The sequence below is a fragment of the Microcoleus sp. Pol12A5 genome, assembly GCF_036701435.1.
In the GTDB taxonomy this organism is placed as follows: Bacteria; Cyanobacteriota; Cyanobacteriia; order Cyanobacteriales; family Microcoleaceae; genus Microcoleus.
The window spans coordinates 47,932-63,976 of the sequence record NZ_JAUBQU010000015.1 but is presented as its reverse complement, the minus strand read 5'-3'; the positions used below and the strand labels follow the sequence as shown (position 1 = coordinate 63,976).

Sequence of the window (16,045 nt, the reverse complement as noted above, 5' to 3'; positions counted from 1 at the left end):
TAATAGAAAAATTCCCGCTTTCTTGCCAATGACCAATTACCAATTACCCATTACCAATTATCAGCCCTGGCATCCAAAATCTAAACTCCAAAATCCGTCAAAGATTTACCGTGTAAGCATCCCGAATTCCCGGAACTTTTAGGATCTCGGCCAGTATCCCTTCTGGTAGAGGGTCATCGAGGCTCAAAACCATCACCGCATCGCCTCGCACGATTTTACGCCCTACCTGCATACTGGCAATATTGACATTAAAACTGCCCAATTGGGAACCAATTTTGCCAATAATCCCCGGCATATCGCGGTGCAGGGTAAACAGCATATGGTGGGTGGGGGAAACGTTGACCGGGAAATCGTCAACACTGGTAATCCGAATTTCGCTTTCGCCGAGCACTGCACCTGTCACGGTGTGTTCGCCGAGGGTTCCCTTGGCCGAGAGGTGCAGAGAGCCTGTGTAGTCGCGAATTGAGGCGTCTCTGGTTTCGACGACGCGAATTCCGCGTTCTTTTGCTTCGATGCTGGCGTTGACGTAGTTAACGCGTTCTCGCAGGGCTTGGGAGAGCAGGCCTTTGAGGGCGGCGACGACTACGGGCTGGCTTTGGTTGCTGGCCAATTCGCCTTGCAGTTGGACGTTGAGGTAATCGACTCGGCCTCCGGCTAGCTGGCTGACGAGGTTGCCGAGGGTTTCGGCGAGTTGCAAGTAGGGTTTGAGTTTTTCGATCGAGTCTGGGAAAATGCCGGGTATGTTCACAGCCGATCGCGCGGGCAGCCCCAACAGTACATCGCGGATTTGTTCGGCAACGTCGATAGCCACATTCACCTGAGCTTCCGCTGTGGAAGCTCCCAAGTGGGGCGTCAGCACGATGTTCTGGCCGACATTCCGCAGTGGGGAATCGGCTTCCAGGGGTTCGTGTTCGTAAACGTCCAAAGCTGCGCCGGCGATCTTGCCTTCTTTGATGGCTTCTGCGAGGGCTGCTTCGTCGATGATGCCCCCTCTGGCGCAGTTTATGATGCGGGCCGTCGGCTTCATTTTCGACAGCACCTCAGCGTTAATTAAGTGCAGGGTTTCCGGCGTTTTGGGGATGTGCAGGGTGATGTAGTCGGATTCGCGCATCAGCAGTTCGAGTTCTACCAAGCGACAGCCCAACTGGTCGGCTCTTTCGGTCGAAATGAAGGGGTCGTAGGCCAGCAGTTTCATGCCCATTGCTTTGGCTGCGGCCGCGAGGTGCGAGCCGATTTTGCCCAAACCGACGATGCCGAGGGTTTTTTTGTAAACTTCTACGCCGATAAAGCGGTTGCGTTCCCATTTACCACCTTTGACCGATGCGTTGGCTTCCGGGATGTGGCGCGACATGGAGAGCATCATGGCGATCGCGTGTTCGGCGGCGGCGATCGTGTTGCCTTCGGGGGAATTGACGACTACAATTCCTTTGCGGGTAGCGGCGGGTACATCGACATTATCTACGCCGACGCCGGCTCTGCCGATAATTTTAAGTGAATTCCCTGCTTCAATGATTTCTTTGGTAACTTGGGTGCCAGAACGGATCATCAAAGCGTCGTAATCTGGAATAATTTTTACCAGTTGTTCGGCTGAGAGTCCTGTGTTTACGTCAACTTGCGCGACTTGGGAGAGGATGTCAATTCCGGCTTGGTCGATCGGATCGGATACTAGAACTTTAGGCATAGCAAGCAATTGAGTGCAATAGTAAAAATAGACCGAGCGTTGGCGAGCTCAAAGTGAGACTTATGACTTAGAGCGGTATCTAACAGCTCAGCTCAAGCTTGCCTTTGTGCAGTTTGAATTGTATCTGTATTCGGTCAAGGTCGGCCGTTTTTTGCGTGAAATATTTTAGCTTTGCGGGCGATCGGACTCTCTGACCGTCTGAAAATCCCGCAAGTGCTTAGCTAGTATGTCTTTTCGGGCTATAATAGACTTTGGCTATTCAAGCCTAACTATCAGGAATTGTTTTCTAATGAATTATCTTATCGCCGTACTGCCCGATCGAATTCAAGCCGAAGCTGCCTACTGTGCTCTGGAAAAAGAAGGCTTGCCTATGAAGCAAGTGAGCATTTTGGGCCGCGGCTACAAAACTGCTGATGAATTTGGCTTGATCGACCCCAACCAGCAAGCTAAGAAACAAGCTAAACTCATGGCTATTTGGCTGATTCCCTTTGGCTTTATTGCTGGCGTTACTTTCAGTCTGATGACTGAGTTGAAGACTTTCGCCTGGGCGGGCGAAATTGGCGATCACGCGATCGGTGGCTTACTCGGTGCGATCGCCGCTGCGATGGGTAGTGTGTTTGTTGGAGGCGCGGGCGGTATGGCTTTTGGTAGCGGCGATGCTTTGCCCTACCGCAACCGTTTGAATGCGGGTAAATTTTTGATTGCGGTTAAGGGTACTGATGATTTGACCGGAAAAGCTGCGAATATTTTGCAGCAGTTTGAACCGGAAAATATCCAAGGTTATACAGAGACTTAGTTATTTGTTTGTTAACAGTTGACTGTTAACAGTTGACTGTTGACAGTCAACTCGTGTAATATTTGGAGGCAGTTATGGAATCACAAACTATCCCTCTACATTCTCCCCTAGAATTAACGATTGAATTAACTGACGAGCAGTTTTTTCAGTTGTGTATAGACAACCGGGATTTAAGATTTGAGCGCACTGCAACGGGAGAATTAATTATTATGCCGCCTGCGAGTAGCGATACAGGCAGACGCAATGCGGATCTAAGTTTTCAACTCGAAGGTTGGAGCAGACAAAATAAGCATTTGGGAATTGCTTTTGATTCTTCAACTGGATTTAAACTGCCCGACGGTACAGATATTTCTCCCGATGCTGCTTGGATTCGGCGCGATAGGTGGGATGCTTTAACTGCTGAAGAAAAAAAGAAATTTGCGCCGATTTGTCCCGATTTTGTGGTGGAATTGCGTGAAGCGAAGCTATCCCGTAGGGAATCGACTACTGACTCTCTAGAAAAATTGCGGGCTAAAATGAAAGTGTATGTGAAAAATGGAGCAAGGTTGGGATGGTTGCTCGATGATCGCAAAAATAGAAAAGTAGAAATCTCCCGTCAAGGTATAGAAGTAGAAATTTTAGATGAACCTGCAACTCTATCAGGTGAAGATGTACTACCCGGTTTTGTGTTGGATTTAACAGATATTTTCTAAATTTGTAAGAAGACTCGGCGGTTGAAACCGCATCTATCAAGTCAAAACCCGCAGAGGCTGGTTAAAGAAAACTCGGCGGTTGAAACCGCCTCTACACAAGCAAAACCTGCTCACGCCGATTAAAGATAGCGCGGTAAAATTACGTTATTCTCTTTAGTCCGCTTGGAGTGGACATCGTTTGTATAGCAGCCGTTTCAACCGCCTTCTTATCTTTTCCCGCTAATTGATGATATGATAGGCTGCCAAAGGTTGCGTTTGGTATGACCTGTCAGTAACCCCGGTCTAAAGACACGGGGCTTGTAAGAGAAATCTGGCAAGCCATACTGACCAGACTAAGGCTTAATTTCCTAAGTTTTGAGAGTCACGACACCCTGTGGATGCGTAGCTAGTCCCCTGCTCTGTCATCTGCAATTAAACAGTTCTAAGGTCACTGGAACAGTGTTGCGGGTCTAACAAGCTCTCGAAACATTGTCGAAGCTAACATTACCCCAGAAATGGGAGGCACAACCCGTGCAAAATACTATGCGTACAGGGCTGGGAAGTTTGAGGCGGTAATTGTCCCGTTGAAAGTGCAACACAAAAGCACACCGAGCCAACCAGTCCCAAGGCGGTAGTCAATCAAAAATGTAAAGCCGTCCTAAAAGGACGGGGTTTCTACCCATTTTTCTGATGAAAATCCTCCACGGGACTTGGATTCCTCAAGCAGAAGAGAATTTTATTCAACCTGGAACGTTTTATATTTGGGTTGAAACTACTGAAAAGAAAAAACAGCCTGCTAAGGTTCATCCCCGACAATTGGAGACGGCACAGTTAAGAGAGTTTCTAACGAAAGAAGCCGGGATTCAACTGCCACCAGTCAGCAATAAAAGTGCGATGGGGCTAGAATACGCGATCGCCCCTCGGTATTTTTTACTGCCCACTGCCGACAACCAGCCGTTGCCCTCTTTAGAACTAGCGCGATATTTAGAGACAGAATTACCCGAAACATTTGAGTTGGAGTATTGGCAAGTTGATTGTGTCTCCATCGCCACCCACACTTTGACTAAAGTATTGAACGATCTGCATTTTTTTGCTCTCTACGATGTAGCAGAAGTTCAGTTTGGTTCAGACTTGCTATTTTGGTATCACTACACCCAAAGTTTTAAGCAAATTGTTCTGAAAGATCATTATATTCCGGCGTTGCGCTATCGAGAAACTGCTCCGATCGCGATCGCACCCATTGAAACATCCGAACCCGCTGAGAAAGCCACGCGCGGGCGTAAGAAAGCGGGCGAGACAAAAACCAAAACAACTGCAAAAACTCCAAAAACACCTGCCAAAATTGCACCCAGCTTTGAGATTTATCCGGGATGGGAAATTATTTCAACACAGTACGAAACTGATTTACAACGCTATGTTGAATGGATGCCTTTAGTTTGTGTGTCCGGTTTTCGGAAGATCCAGCTACAAGATACACCAAAGTTCTACGATCGCGAACGGTTGCTGCGGCATTTTTCCGAGTGTGCGATCGCGGAAATTGTCACTCAAACCCCCATCCCAGCATCGTTTGAAAATAAGATTGCGGATTCTTTACTGCAAATCTGCCTCAACCAAACACGAAAAATCGCGCGAGTAAGCCTTGAACAATACCGGCAATGGCAAACCTGGCGCGATCGCATTACGCGCAATCAATCTGCTGACTCATTCTCCCTTTGCTTTCAACTACAATCCCCCGAAAATCCCGAACAACCTTGGGTTTTAGAGTTTCAGGTGGCTGCGAAAAAAGACCCGTCTCTGCGGATGCCGTTGCAGGATTATTGGCAATCGCGATCGACTCAACAAAAACAGTTGCAAACACAATTCGGAGACAACTTTGAGCAACATTTGCTGACAAATCTCGGCTACGCTGCCCGCATTTATCCCCAACTTTGGCAAGGGCTAGAAACCGACAAACCCGTTAACATTACCCTCAGCTTAGATGATGCTTTCACCTTTCTCAGCGAGTCCGCTTGGGTATTAGAAGATGCCGGATACAAAGTGATTGTCCCCGCTTGGTGGACGCCGAAGGGACGACAACGGGCGAAGATTCGCCTGCAGGTCAAAGGGAAGGGTAGCAACAGCGCTGCAATCAAGGGCAAAGGATTGTTTTCGGCGGATTCCTTGGTGGAATATCAATATGAATTGGCGATCGGGGGGGAACGGGTTAGCGAACAAGAATGGCAGGCATTAGTAAATAGCAAAACACCGCTGGTGCAGTTCCGAGGACAATGGATGGAACTGGACAAAGACAAGATGCAGGAGATGTTGGAGTTTTGGAAAAAACATCGCCAAGAAAACCCCGATTTAAGCTTGATTGACTTTATGAAGTTGACGGCAGAAGGAGAAGCGAGCGAACAGTTGGAGGTTGAGCGCGATCGGGCTTTATCGGATATGTTGGAGAAGCTGAACGATAAGAGTCGGTTAGAGTTAATTGCAGATCCAGCAAATTTTCAGGGCAAGTTACGGGATTACCAAAAGCGCGGCGTTTCTTGGTTGAGTTATTTGGAAAGTTTGGGATTAAATGGCTGTCTTGCCGATGATATGGGTTTGGGTAAATCGGCGCAGGTAATTGCTCGATTATTGCAAGAGCGGGAAGTTTTATCTACTACAAAAGAGACTGAAAAAAAGACAGAAAAAGCGATCGCACCTTCAGTTCTACCCACGCTGCTAATTGCGCCCACTTCCGTAGTTGGTAACTGGCAAAAGGAAATGGAAAAATTTGCTCCAGAATTGCGATCGCTGATTCACCACGGCCCTCAACGTTTGCAAGATGCCAAAGCATTTAAAGCCGCCGTCCAAGATTGTGATATGTTGATCACTTCCTTTACCTTGGTGCGAAAAGACGAGAAACTGTTGAGCAGCGTAGCGTGGCATCGCGTGGTAATTGATGAAGCCCAGAATATTAAAAATCCGAAAGCGGCGCAAACCAAGGCGATTTTAAAGTTACCCGCTACCCATCGACTAGCATTGACTGGAACACCCGTGGAAAATCGATTGCTGGATTTATGGTCAATTTTTAATTTCCTCAATCCGGGCTATCTGGGTAAAGAGGCGCAGTTTCGGAAGTTGTTTGAGATCCCGATTCAAAAAAATAGCAATCGCACGCAATCGGCAGCGCTCAAAAAATTAGTAGAACCTTTTATTCTCCGGCGCCTGAAAACCGATAAGTCGATTATTCAGGATCTCCCCGACAAAGTTGAGCAAAAGCTATACTGCAATCTCACCCGCGAGCAAGCTTCGCTTTATGAAGCGATTGTCAAAGAGGTAGAACAAGAAATTGACGAGACGGAAGGGATGAAGCGCAAGGGGATGATTTTGGCGACACTGCTGAAGCTGAAGCAAATTTGTAACCATCCGCGCCAGTTTTTGCAAGATGAAAGTGAGTTTACACCAGAGCGATCGCACAAACTGGAACGGCTGATCGAGATGATTGAGGAAGTCAAAGCAGAAGGCGAAAGTTTATTGGTATTTACGCAGTTTACAGAACTGGGAAGCGCGTTGGAAAAATATATTAAACAAACGCTACATTACAACACTTACTACATCCACGGGGGAACCAGTCGCGAAAAACGGGAACGGATGATTTCAGAGTTTCAAGATCCAGAGTCTGAACCTTCGGTATTTATTCTATCACTGAAGGCGGGCGGCGTGGGAATTACGCTGACAAAAGCCAATCACGTGTTCCATTTCGATCGCTGGTGGAATCCGGCGGTGGAAGATCAGGCGACGGATCGGGCGTTTCGGATCGGACAGCAAAAAAATGTGTTTGTGCATAAGTTTGTGGCAATTGGCACTTTGGAAGAGAAGATTGACCAAATGATTGAGGACAAAAAGAAATTGGCAGGTTCAATTATTGGTGCTGATGAATCGTGGTTAACTGAGTTGGATAATGAGGCATTTAAGAAATTAATTAGGCTTAATAAAAATGCGGTTCTAGATTAGGAGAAATCAAAGATGTCACAATTTACTCGGACTTGGTGGGGCAATAAATTTATCGATGCGTTAGAAAGATTTACAGATTCTGGGCGACTTGGGCGGGGACGTTCCTATGCACGAAACGGCAAGGTAAAAAGCTTTGGCATGAATGATGGGTTAGTGATGGCACAGGTGAGAGGCTCGGTTAATCCTTATTTTGGGGTTTATAAGGAGCCTCTGTACACAACTCAAATTGAGTTTGAGCCAATTAGTCAGGAAAAGTGGCAAATGGCGATCGCCCAAATGGCATCAAAAGCGAGCTTCATTTCCCGGCTGCTGCTCAACGAAATGCCCGACAATATTGAAAAGGCTTTTGCACCCCTCGGATTGCACCTTTTACCCAGCAGCCGCGAGGACTTTAAGACTACTTGCTCTTGCCCAGACTATAGCAATCCCTGCAAACATATTGCCGGAGTTTATTATTTGGTGGCGGCTGAATTGGACAAAGATCCATTTTTACTGTTTGAATTACGGGGGCTTTCTAAGGAAGTGCTGCACCGCGAATTGGCAAAAACGCCTTTGGGAATGGCGCTTTCTGCCGAGTTAACAGCGGATGCAGCGGCCCCTGTGGCGGTGGATTCCTATTACACGCAGGCGATCGCCAGTGAGGCGCAAACGGTCAGCCTGAAAGAGTTTTGGCATGGTGCGAAGCGATTGCCGCAGACGATTGAGGTGGCAGCGCCAAGTGGGGTAAGTGCGATCGTGGTGAAGAAACAAGGAGATTTTCCACAGTTTTGGCACAAGGATGGTTCGTTTATTGAGGCGATGGAAGAACTGTATTTGCGGGTGAAGAAGAATAAGTAGTTGGGTGGACAATTTTGCTGCCATACTCGATCGAGCTCTTGCAAAAACTTTAACTTGAAGACTTCATAGATTTGGTACAATAATCGTGCTCATCATATCAGCTTTACCAGCAACTAAAATCATAAGCTCGTTATTTGACGATTTTAGACTATAATTAAGTTAGTGCGACTGTTAAAAAAGTAGACTTTTTAGTTACAGCAAACTTTGGCAATTTCAAATTAGAATCTAAAATTGACTGATGTTACCAAGAGAAGAACTGTTAAAAGGCATTGAAAACCGCGAATGTGTGGCGCGGGCGATCGACCAAGCGGAACAAGCAATTAAAACTTGGGAAATTACTCTGACTGATTTTCTGTCGCCTCCAGAATTGGCGGACACTCTGACGGTATTTAAGCGCTTAACAGACGTGGAATTAGTGGCTTGGGGCGGCTACCCGCAAGCTGAAAGACAAAGAATTGCGATCGCGCGATCGGATATCCCGATCGACTCTGCTAGCGTTAACGTTGCTGCGGTGGAGATTGCTGGCAATTTCTTGTTCGATACAGCTTCTCACCGCGACTTTTTGGGGGCGATGTTGGGTACGGGAATTGTCCGCGAGAAAACGGGCGATGTGATTGTTTTGGGAGAACGCGGCGCGCAGGCCATTGTCATGCCGGAGATGGTAGAGTATTTGGAGATGAGTTTGCAGCAAGTGCGATCGGTTCCTGTACAAACGCGGCGCATTGAGTTAAGCGAACTCAAAATTAGAGAACCCAAAAAGAAAGAAATGACAACCGTTGAAGCATCCATGAGATTGGATGCTGTCGCCTCGGCTGGGTTCGCAATGTCTCGCAGCAAAATGGCCGATTTAATTGATAGTGGCGACGTGCGAGTTAACTGGAAAGACGTTACTCAAGCTAGTTATAATGTCAAGTCGGGAGATTTAATTGCTGTTACGGGCAAGGGAAGATTGGAAATTGGGGAAGTTGCTGTTACTAAAAAGGAACGCTATCGAGTCCAGTTAACTCGATATTTGTAATTCTCGGAATTAGTAATGGGGAAGTGAGAATTAGGAATTAGAAATTATCTTCCTTGTTCCTTTTTGCCGATAGTGGTTAAATGGGTTAAATCTCGTACACAATCTGTTGCCGAACTTCCCGATAAACCACATCGTTAAATCCGTTAAATCCCGTAGACTGCTTCCTTGCCGAACTTCCTTGGTAATACCGTTTCTGGTTGCACCGGAATTATATAGAGGATACCGCAAGCACCTCAGTCCCTACCCGGATTAATTTTAGGGACAGAGGTGCTTGCGGTGTCAAAAGCTGTGGATAATATTAATTCCGATGCAACCAGATTTGATATAATTAGCCTTTATCTCGAAACACCTTTTCTACCGACTTCACCAAAAGTTCTCGCGGCATCAATCGAGGCGTATTGGCGATGATTTGATTGGGAATTCCCCCTGTGACAACATTAGACTCATTTTTGTCTAAAGCTTTGAGAGCATCTCGCACTACTTCCGCTGCGGGAACGAGTTTTTGCCCGCTACTGGATGCCATTGATTTAGGAAATTCAGCTACTGCGAAAAAGTCCGATTCGGTCGGCCCTGGACAAAGGCACAAAACGCGAATTCCTAAATCTTTGTTTTCCGCCCAAAGTGCCTCGCTGAAACTTAAAACAAAAGCTTTAGTCGCTGCATACATCGACAAGTACGGCATCGGTTGAAAAGCTGCTATGGAGGCAACATTGATGATACTTCCTGCTTTTCGCTGCCGCATTCCCTGCAAAAATAAGTGCGATAGTTCCACTAATGCTACAATATTTAGTTGCACCATTGTTAGTTGTTTTGCAAGCGGGCGATCGGCAAAAGCACCGTAATCGCCAAAACCCGCATTATTTACCAACAAATCAACCGTCCAACCTTTTTTAACAACCGCGTCAAATACAGCAGTTCCAGCGGCCGGTGCGGTCAAATCTTGAACGATAATTTCGACTAAAATATTGAATTCCTGTTGCAGTGTAGCAGCTAGCTGTTGCAATTTGTCTTCGGATCGAGCTACCAAGATTAGATTGTGCTGGCGTTTCGCTAATTCGGCGGCAAAGGCTGCACCAATTCCGCCAGAAGCACCGGTGATTAAAGCAGTCGGCATGAAATTAATTCGGATATTTGATGTGGGCTTTATATATTTTAACAATTATTTACACGGGAACCTGTAAAATAATTAAAAGGGAATAGGTGAGTTTTATGGCGCGTCTTACCGATCGAGCTTTTGAAATTTTGCGGGCCGAAGTTGACAAGTGCGCGGCGGCGGATAGTCTAGCCGGTGATGTCTACCGACGGATGGTAATCAAGCGGTTAGAGAAATTACGCTTGCAAAACGGCACTTTCGCCTCAAAAGAAGAAATCCGCGATACCTTGAAAGACGAATTTCCCAACTTCAGCGAACAAGCTCTCAAAGCTGCCGTCAAAGCCAACCGCCCGCCCGGATTGTTCGGTAAAATCATCTTTGCTGGCAGTTTGCTGGGAAGTGCTGCGGGGATAATTTGGCTGCTAAATCTGCCATTTCCGATGATTCGCTGGCCAGTGGCGAAAACAATGCCGATATTGTTGCTGCCGAGTTTTATGAGTATGGATCACAATTACCGGCAGGCGATCGCCCTTGTGGAACAATCCGATCAACTGGTGAATAAAGCCACTGCTGTCGCAGATTTTGACTTGGGCGAAATTAAAGCAAAAGAGGCGCAAAAACACCTCGACGCCTTACCAGTCTGGTTCCTCGGCTATTACCCAAAGAGGTACTGCTCTTTTTTCCGCTGCAGTTGGCAGTTTACACTCGATGAATTTGAAGCCGCCCGCAAAAATGTGGGGCGGATGGAGGCTCAGATTTTCCAGCAAAAAAATGCTTTTACTCAGTTAAATCAAGTCGAACAAACTCTCAAGGCGGCGAAACAGGAGTATCAGCAAGCCAAAACCGCTGCGGATAGACAAAAAGCGACGGTAAATTGGCAAAGTGCGATCGATCAACTCAATCAAATTCCCGCCGAAACCCTCGCAGGAGAAACGGCTAAAAAAACACTCAAAGCAGCAGAAAGAGACTTTCAAGCAATGGGCGGCGTCGCCACCGGTTCTTTGCAGGCTGACAACTTAATTGAAGCTGCTAAAGAATTTGCTCTCTCCGCCGCCCTCGCCTCCCAAAAACCTCCCCATCCCGCCGCACAGTGGGAGCAAATAGCAGAATTGTGGCAAGAAGGAATTAACCGACTAAAATTGATTTCTGTCGATAACCCTGGTTATCTCGACGCTCAAACTAAACTTGCTGAATATCAAAAAAATTTAGGAATTACCCAGATTAGACTGGAAGCAGAAAAAGATTCTGCAAAAGCCTTGCAAGAAGCTAAAAGCTTGTTGGCCAACTTGCAAAAAGATGTGAATTCTCAAAATCCCGGTTACTCCCTCAGCCAGTTGCAACAAATTATCAATCAATTAGAATCTGTCAAACCCGGAACCACTGTTTATCCCGAATCCCAAAAATGGCTGCAATCTGCTCGCAAGAAACAGCAAGAATGGCAAAAAAATTAGTCAGTTTTCAGTTGTCAGTCAACGGTCAACGGTCAACCGTCAACTAACAAATTACCAAGTCGGGTCAACATACAGATTAATTGTCACTTGCTTTTTCCCGTAAGGGATGCCGGAAATACAAGCACAAATCGTATCTCCGCCATCGATTTCTACTTCGCAAGCGTGACAAGAACCCATGAGACAGCCAGTAGGAATAGAAACCCCTGCACGTTTGGCTACATCTAATAAAAGCTCTCCCGGTTCAGCTTCAACTGTCACGTTATCAGGTAAAAAACAAACTTTTGTCATTGAATTTGAACCTCAAATCTAACAAACAATAATCAACAGTCAACAGTCCACAGTCCACAGTCAACTAATTAACCTAAAATATGCCTTATATCTAAGTGCTTTTCCACGGTATCTGCTAGAGAGTCTAACAGAGCTTCTCGGTGTTCTCGGTAATTAGGAATACCTGTAGGCAATGCGCGGAGTCCCCGCTGCTGCCGCAAGTGATTTAACCAAGCTCGCCGCCAAGCTCCGTTGTCAAAGATGCCGTGCAAGTATGTACCCCAAATTGATTGAGAAGTATTGACAATGCCTAAACTAGCATCGTCAAATAGCGGTTGAGTCAAATCTGACTCTAGGATTTGCGTTTTTCCTTGATGAATTTCGTAACCGAAAACTGGCAAACCCGGTTGAGGATAGTTAGATGTTACGATTCGTTGGCGCGCAATTTTGTTCGGTGCCATCGCAGTTTTCAAAGGCAGCAATCCCAATCCTGGGAATTCTCCCTTTTCTCCCTCAATGCCTTCTTTATCGGTGATACTTTGTCCCAGCATCTGAAAGCCACCGCAAACTCCCATGACTGTACCGCCAGCTATTAAATAATTTTGAATAGCTTTTGCCATACCTGTTTGGCGCAGCACCTGCAAATCGGCAATTGTAGTTTTAGAGCCTGGTAAAATCACGGCGTCTGGATGGCCTAACTGGTCTTTTGGGCTGACATATTTGACTGTGACGCTAGTTTCCGACTCTAGGGGGTCAAAGTCGGTAAAATTGGAAATTCGGGGCAGGCGGATGACCGAAATATTGATGTCGGTTTGAGAATTGGGGGAACGCCGATCGAGCAAATCGAGAGAATCTTCTGAGGGAAACACTTCGTCTATCCAAGGAATGACCCCAACTACCGGGATTCCCGTCCTTTCTTCTAGCCAAGTCAGGCCCGGATCTAAGATCGATTTTTGTCCTCGGAACTTATTAATAATAAATCCTTTAATTAAAGCTCGTTCGTCGGGATCGAGCAATTCCAAAGTACCGATGATGTGAGCAAAAGCACCGCCCCGATCGATATCAACTACTAGCAAAGTTCGAGCTTTTAAATATTTAGCTACCCGCATATTTGTTAAATCGCGGTGTTTGAGATTAATCTCAGCAGGGCTACCGGCTCCCTCACACACAATCATGTCAAATTCTTGGCAGAGAAATTCTAAAGATTCCCGAATAGCTTGCCAGCCGAGATCGAAATACTGCTCGTAATATTGAGATGCTCGTACATTAGCGATCGCCCGGCCCTTGACAATCAATTGAGAAGTCATGTCTCCTTGTGGCTTGAGCAAAATCGGATTCATTTCTACCCAAGGTGCGACGCCCGCAGCCCAAGCTTGCACTGCTTGAGCGTAACCAATTTCTCCACCGGCGGCTGTGACATAGGAATTCAGCGCCATATTCTGACCTTTAAACGGAGTTACCCGCCAGCCTCGCCGAGCAAAGATTCGACACAAAGCTGCCACGAGTAAAGATTTCCCTGCGTGAGATGTTGTTCCCACGACCATAATTGCTTTCATAATATTAAGAGAGAAGGAAGTTCGGCAACGAAGCAGTGTAAGGGATTTAATATTTATTCCGGTTACACCGTCCGTGATTGTTGATTGTTGAGTGTTAACTGTTGACGGGCGAGTCTAAAAACTAAATGGTTGAGTGTTAAATGTTGACTCGATTTTATTATTCCGATGCAACCGGAACCGATATAACGGATTTAACGCATTTAACCGATGGATTTTGAAGACTGAAGTCAAGCGTGAAGGAAGGGGGCAGAAGAAAGAAGTAAGAAGTAAAAAGTAAAAAGTAAGAAGGCAGAAGGCAGAATCAAAAAAAATTCTGGTTTCTACCTTTTACTTTCTGCCTCAAGATGACGGCTTATCTTCGCCGGACACCTTCTCCGACTTGGATTCAGCGGCAGGTTTAGCAGTTTCGACTAGATTCGGATCGGGGGGATTCGGGGGACTCAATTCAGTTTGTTCTGCCTCAGAAGAGAGTTCTTCACCTGTTGATTCGATCGAGATCGTTGATACTGAAACCGTTTCCACCTGCACGCTCAACCCAGGTTCTCCCGGTACTTCTATCTCTACAGGCGCTGCAATTTCCACCACAGTCATTTCTATCGATGCTGCAGGGGCTTCTGCTTCCGGTACGCCTGCTGCTGCTTCCGGTTCACCAACCGCAGCCAGCGGTGTCTGGGTTTCCTGAGATACAGCAGGGGCTTCTGCTTCTAGTACGCCTGCTGCTGCTTCCGCTTCACCAACCGCAGCCAGCGGTGTCTCGATTTCAGCGGACGATCGATCTTCGATCGGAGTTTCCCCTATTTTGTCAAAACTCGCGGTGTCTGCCCCCATCAACTCGGCCATTGCTTCAACATCAGTGGGAAACGGCACTCCCAGGCTTGTTTCAACAGCAGTGTTGCTACTTTCGGCTGCCACTTCTGCAGCCGCCTGGGCTAATTCAGATTCGAGAATTTGGTCGATACCCGGTGCAGGAGTTGCCGTTATTTTAGATTCAGGTGCGATCGATTCTGGAGTAGCTGAAGGTTTTGGCGTCTGGGGAGTTGCATCAGACTTGTTTTTACCCGCACCGAGTCCTAACATACCGCCGAGACTATTTTTGAAATTGCCGAACAGACTTCCGAAACCGCCGGATTTTTTAGCTGGTTTAGGAGGAGTAGGAGGAGTTGGGGCCGCCGCCGCTGCCGCTGCAGCCTGCGACTCTTTAACGGCTGTCCTCCATTCTGTTTCCTCGTCAAAATCATCTGCTTCTGGCTGCTGTGGAGGTTCTGGCTGAGCCTCTGCTGGCTCCACACTTGGTGCAACGGCTATTTCTGAAATTTCTAGAGGTAGAGGTGGAGGAGTGAAACTGCTGGCTGCTGATTCTGTTAGGGGTTGTGAAGTCTCAGCAGCAAGAGTTTCGACTGAAAACACTGGTATTTCGGCAATTGCAGGTGGTTTCGAGTCGGGGATTTTCAATTCAGGGGCGATCGCACTTTCAGCCGTCGCAGCGATCGAACTTTCAGCAATACTTTCAGCTATGGGGGGACTCGCCGGCTGTTCCTCTAGCTTTACCTCGCCCTTATCCAGAGTGGGTGCTGGAACCACATCAGTTTTCGGTTTGGGCGATCGAACAAACTTAGGTTTTTTCGCTACGGGTTCTTTTTTCTTGGCAAACAAGCCAGCAAACGGCACGCCTGCAGCAGCCAAATTTGCCGACTGAGGAATCGGCGTTTGCTCAGCAACGGGCGTCACCTGCCGGCGCAAAGTCAAAGTTTCCCAGGCAAACCAGCCCAACATCGCCACGCCCGCCATTTGACCAAGCAGGAGAGCACCAGTAATTCGTCCCGCACAAGCCCATAAAATTAACGCATAAAAAAGCCCTACCCCGCTCCAGGTAAAATCACTTTTGCGGTGCACTTCTGGAAAAAAGAAGGCCGCCATGTAAATACTGAAGCTGCCTAGACCGACCGCCAACGCCAGAATGTATGCAAGCATATTGTCGGTACCTCCGCTGTGTCAAATAACTTCTACGCGCTAATTCTACCTTTGAGAGAGACTCAACGGCTTCTTTCTCTAGGACAATTCTTGATTTGTAGGGAAGTTTGCCAACGAACCAGTGTAAGGAATTTAACACTTTCAAGGGATGTTGACGCCAGAAGTGCGAGGAAAGATTTCCCACTCTCCCCCAGCTCCCTACTGCCCATCACCCCCCATCCCCACACCCCCCATCCCCATCACCCCCTCCTCAGCGGTGATAGATGTCACTTAAACTATGCCAGTGCGATCGCACCAAGCCACTGAGGATGTTTATATGTTGTAGGTGTAAGAGGAATTATGCCCTAGGGCATATGTATTGGAGGCAATGCCATGTTAGAAAAACTATTATTAGCGGCCGGCTTAACCTTATCGCTTCACATATTTCCCGGACTAAGCACTTCCGCGCCGTTACCGAAAAATTTGGTATTGGGATCGAGCGATCGCCCGGCTCAAACCCAGAAACTTCCCATCGTTGCAGTACCTGCTGCACTCAAGCCGAACGTCCAATCGTAATGATAGGTGCAAGATACCTGCAAGTGCGATCGGACTTAGGCAGAGCCTTTCTAATATTTTTTTCGACCTGTTCTCTTTTTTATGTGACTGTTCACAACTCATCAGTTTGTAGTCAGGGCTTTAGTCCTCATTAATATCACCTAATAAAGACTAAAGCCCTGACTACAA

The 16,045-nt window shown here is 47.0% G+C and carries 12 protein-coding genes; 7 read left to right on the top strand and 5 right to left on the bottom strand.

Going from position 1 to position 16,045, the window contains the following annotated elements:
* Positions 1-97 precede the first annotated feature (97 nt).
* Positions 98-1,681, bottom strand: a complete 1,584-nt coding sequence (serA, locus tag QUA45_RS06460; protein ID WP_333065608.1) for a phosphoglycerate dehydrogenase — start codon at positions 1,679-1,681, stop codon at positions 98-100.
* Positions 1,682-1,970: 289 nt separating this feature from the next.
* Between serA and QUA45_RS06455 the strand changes: the two genes are divergently transcribed.
* The 5 genes from QUA45_RS06455 (at position 1,971) to QUA45_RS06435 (ending at position 8,984) form a co-directional block, all read left to right on the top strand.
* Entirely contained in the window at positions 1,971-2,477 is a 507-nt protein-coding gene (locus tag QUA45_RS06455; RefSeq protein ID WP_333065611.1) for a hypothetical protein, read from the top strand.
* 74 nt (positions 2,478-2,551) lie between these two features.
* The gene (locus tag QUA45_RS06450; RefSeq protein ID WP_333219996.1) at positions 2,552-3,169 is read left to right on the top strand and encodes a Uma2 family endonuclease; all 618 of its coding nucleotides are present in this window, start codon (positions 2,552-2,554) and stop codon (positions 3,167-3,169) included.
* Between the two features lie 669 nt (positions 3,170-3,838).
* Positions 3,839-7,129 carry a DEAD/DEAH box helicase gene (locus QUA45_RS06445; RefSeq protein WP_333219994.1) on the top strand — a complete coding sequence of 1,097 codons (3,291 nt, stop codon included), beginning with the start codon at positions 3,839-3,841 and terminating at the stop codon, positions 7,127-7,129.
* Between the two features lie 12 nt (positions 7,130-7,141).
* Positions 7,142-7,966: an SWIM zinc finger family protein gene (locus tag QUA45_RS06440; protein WP_333219992.1), complete on the top strand. Its 825-nt coding sequence runs from the start codon at positions 7,142-7,144 to the stop codon at positions 7,964-7,966.
* A gap of 238 nt (positions 7,967-8,204) precedes the next feature.
* The gene (locus QUA45_RS06435; RefSeq protein WP_333219990.1) at positions 8,205-8,984 is read left to right on the top strand and encodes a photosystem II S4 domain protein; all 780 of its coding nucleotides are present in this window, start codon (positions 8,205-8,207) and stop codon (positions 8,982-8,984) included.
* A 328-nt stretch (positions 8,985-9,312) separates the two neighbouring features.
* Here QUA45_RS06435 and QUA45_RS06430 read toward each other — a convergent pair whose 3' ends face one another.
* Entirely contained in the window at positions 9,313-10,098 is a 786-nt protein-coding gene (locus QUA45_RS06430; RefSeq protein ID WP_333219988.1) for an SDR family oxidoreductase, read from the bottom strand.
* A 95-nt stretch (positions 10,099-10,193) separates the two neighbouring features.
* On the opposite strand from QUA45_RS06430, the gene QUA45_RS06425 reads away from it, so the two are divergent.
* Complete coding sequence (locus tag QUA45_RS06425; RefSeq protein WP_333098508.1) at positions 10,194-11,528, top strand: hypothetical protein; 1,335 nt, start codon at positions 10,194-10,196, stop codon at positions 11,526-11,528.
* Positions 11,529-11,579: 51 nt separating this feature from the next.
* Here the strand turns inward: QUA45_RS06425 and QUA45_RS06420 are convergent, their stop codons facing one another.
* The 3 genes from QUA45_RS06420 to QUA45_RS06410 form a co-directional block, all read right to left on the bottom strand.
* The gene (locus QUA45_RS06420; protein WP_333098507.1) at positions 11,580-11,816 is read right to left on the bottom strand and encodes a 2Fe-2S iron-sulfur cluster binding domain-containing protein; all 237 of its coding nucleotides are present in this window, start codon (positions 11,814-11,816) and stop codon (positions 11,580-11,582) included.
* A gap of 68 nt (positions 11,817-11,884) precedes the next feature.
* The gene (gene cobQ / locus QUA45_RS06415) at positions 11,885-13,351 is read right to left on the bottom strand and encodes a cobyric acid synthase CobQ (RefSeq protein ID WP_333098506.1); all 1,467 of its coding nucleotides are present in this window, start codon (positions 13,349-13,351) and stop codon (positions 11,885-11,887) included.
* A 339-nt stretch (positions 13,352-13,690) separates the two neighbouring features.
* Entirely contained in the window at positions 13,691-15,322 is a 1,632-nt protein-coding gene (locus QUA45_RS06410) for a Ycf66 family protein (RefSeq protein WP_333219986.1), read from the bottom strand.
* 372 nt (positions 15,323-15,694) lie between these two features.
* Between QUA45_RS06410 and QUA45_RS06405 the strand changes: the two genes are divergently transcribed.
* On the top strand, positions 15,695-15,877 hold the full coding sequence (locus QUA45_RS06405) for a hypothetical protein (protein ID WP_333098504.1): 183 nt from the start codon (positions 15,695-15,697) through the stop codon (positions 15,875-15,877).
* Positions 15,878-16,045: the final 168 nt, after the last annotated feature.

Excerpts from the sequence above, each read along its gene's own strand:
- QUA45_RS06450 (WP_333219996.1), top strand. The coding sequence starts at position 2,552 with ATGGAATCACAAACTATCCCTCTACATTCTCCCCTAGAATTAACGATT.
- QUA45_RS06425 (WP_333098508.1), top strand. The coding sequence starts at position 10,194 with ATGGCGCGTCTTACCGATCGAGCTTTTGAAATTTTGCGGGCCGAAGTT.
- cobQ (WP_333098506.1), bottom strand. The coding sequence starts at position 13,351 with ATGAAAGCAATTATGGTCGTGGGAACAACATCTCACGCAGGGAAATCT.
- QUA45_RS06410 (WP_333219986.1), bottom strand. The coding sequence starts at position 15,322 with ATGCTTGCATACATTCTGGCGTTGGCGGTCGGTCTAGGCAGCTTCAGT.
- serA (WP_333065608.1), bottom strand. The coding sequence starts at position 1,681 with ATGCCTAAAGTTCTAGTATCCGATCCGATCGACCAAGCCGGAATTGAC.
- QUA45_RS06445 (WP_333219994.1), top strand. The coding sequence starts at position 3,839 with ATGAAAATCCTCCACGGGACTTGGATTCCTCAAGCAGAAGAGAATTTT.
- QUA45_RS06440 (WP_333219992.1), top strand. The coding sequence starts at position 7,142 with ATGTCACAATTTACTCGGACTTGGTGGGGCAATAAATTTATCGATGCG.
- QUA45_RS06430 (WP_333219988.1), bottom strand. The coding sequence starts at position 10,098 with ATGCCGACTGCTTTAATCACCGGTGCTTCTGGCGGAATTGGTGCAGCC.
- QUA45_RS06435 (WP_333219990.1), top strand. The coding sequence starts at position 8,205 with ATGTTACCAAGAGAAGAACTGTTAAAAGGCATTGAAAACCGCGAATGT.
- QUA45_RS06420 (WP_333098507.1), bottom strand. The coding sequence starts at position 11,816 with ATGACAAAAGTTTGTTTTTTACCTGATAACGTGACAGTTGAAGCTGAA.
- QUA45_RS06455 (WP_333065611.1), top strand. The coding sequence starts at position 1,971 with ATGAATTATCTTATCGCCGTACTGCCCGATCGAATTCAAGCCGAAGCT.
- QUA45_RS06405 (WP_333098504.1), top strand. The coding sequence starts at position 15,695 with ATGTTAGAAAAACTATTATTAGCGGCCGGCTTAACCTTATCGCTTCAC.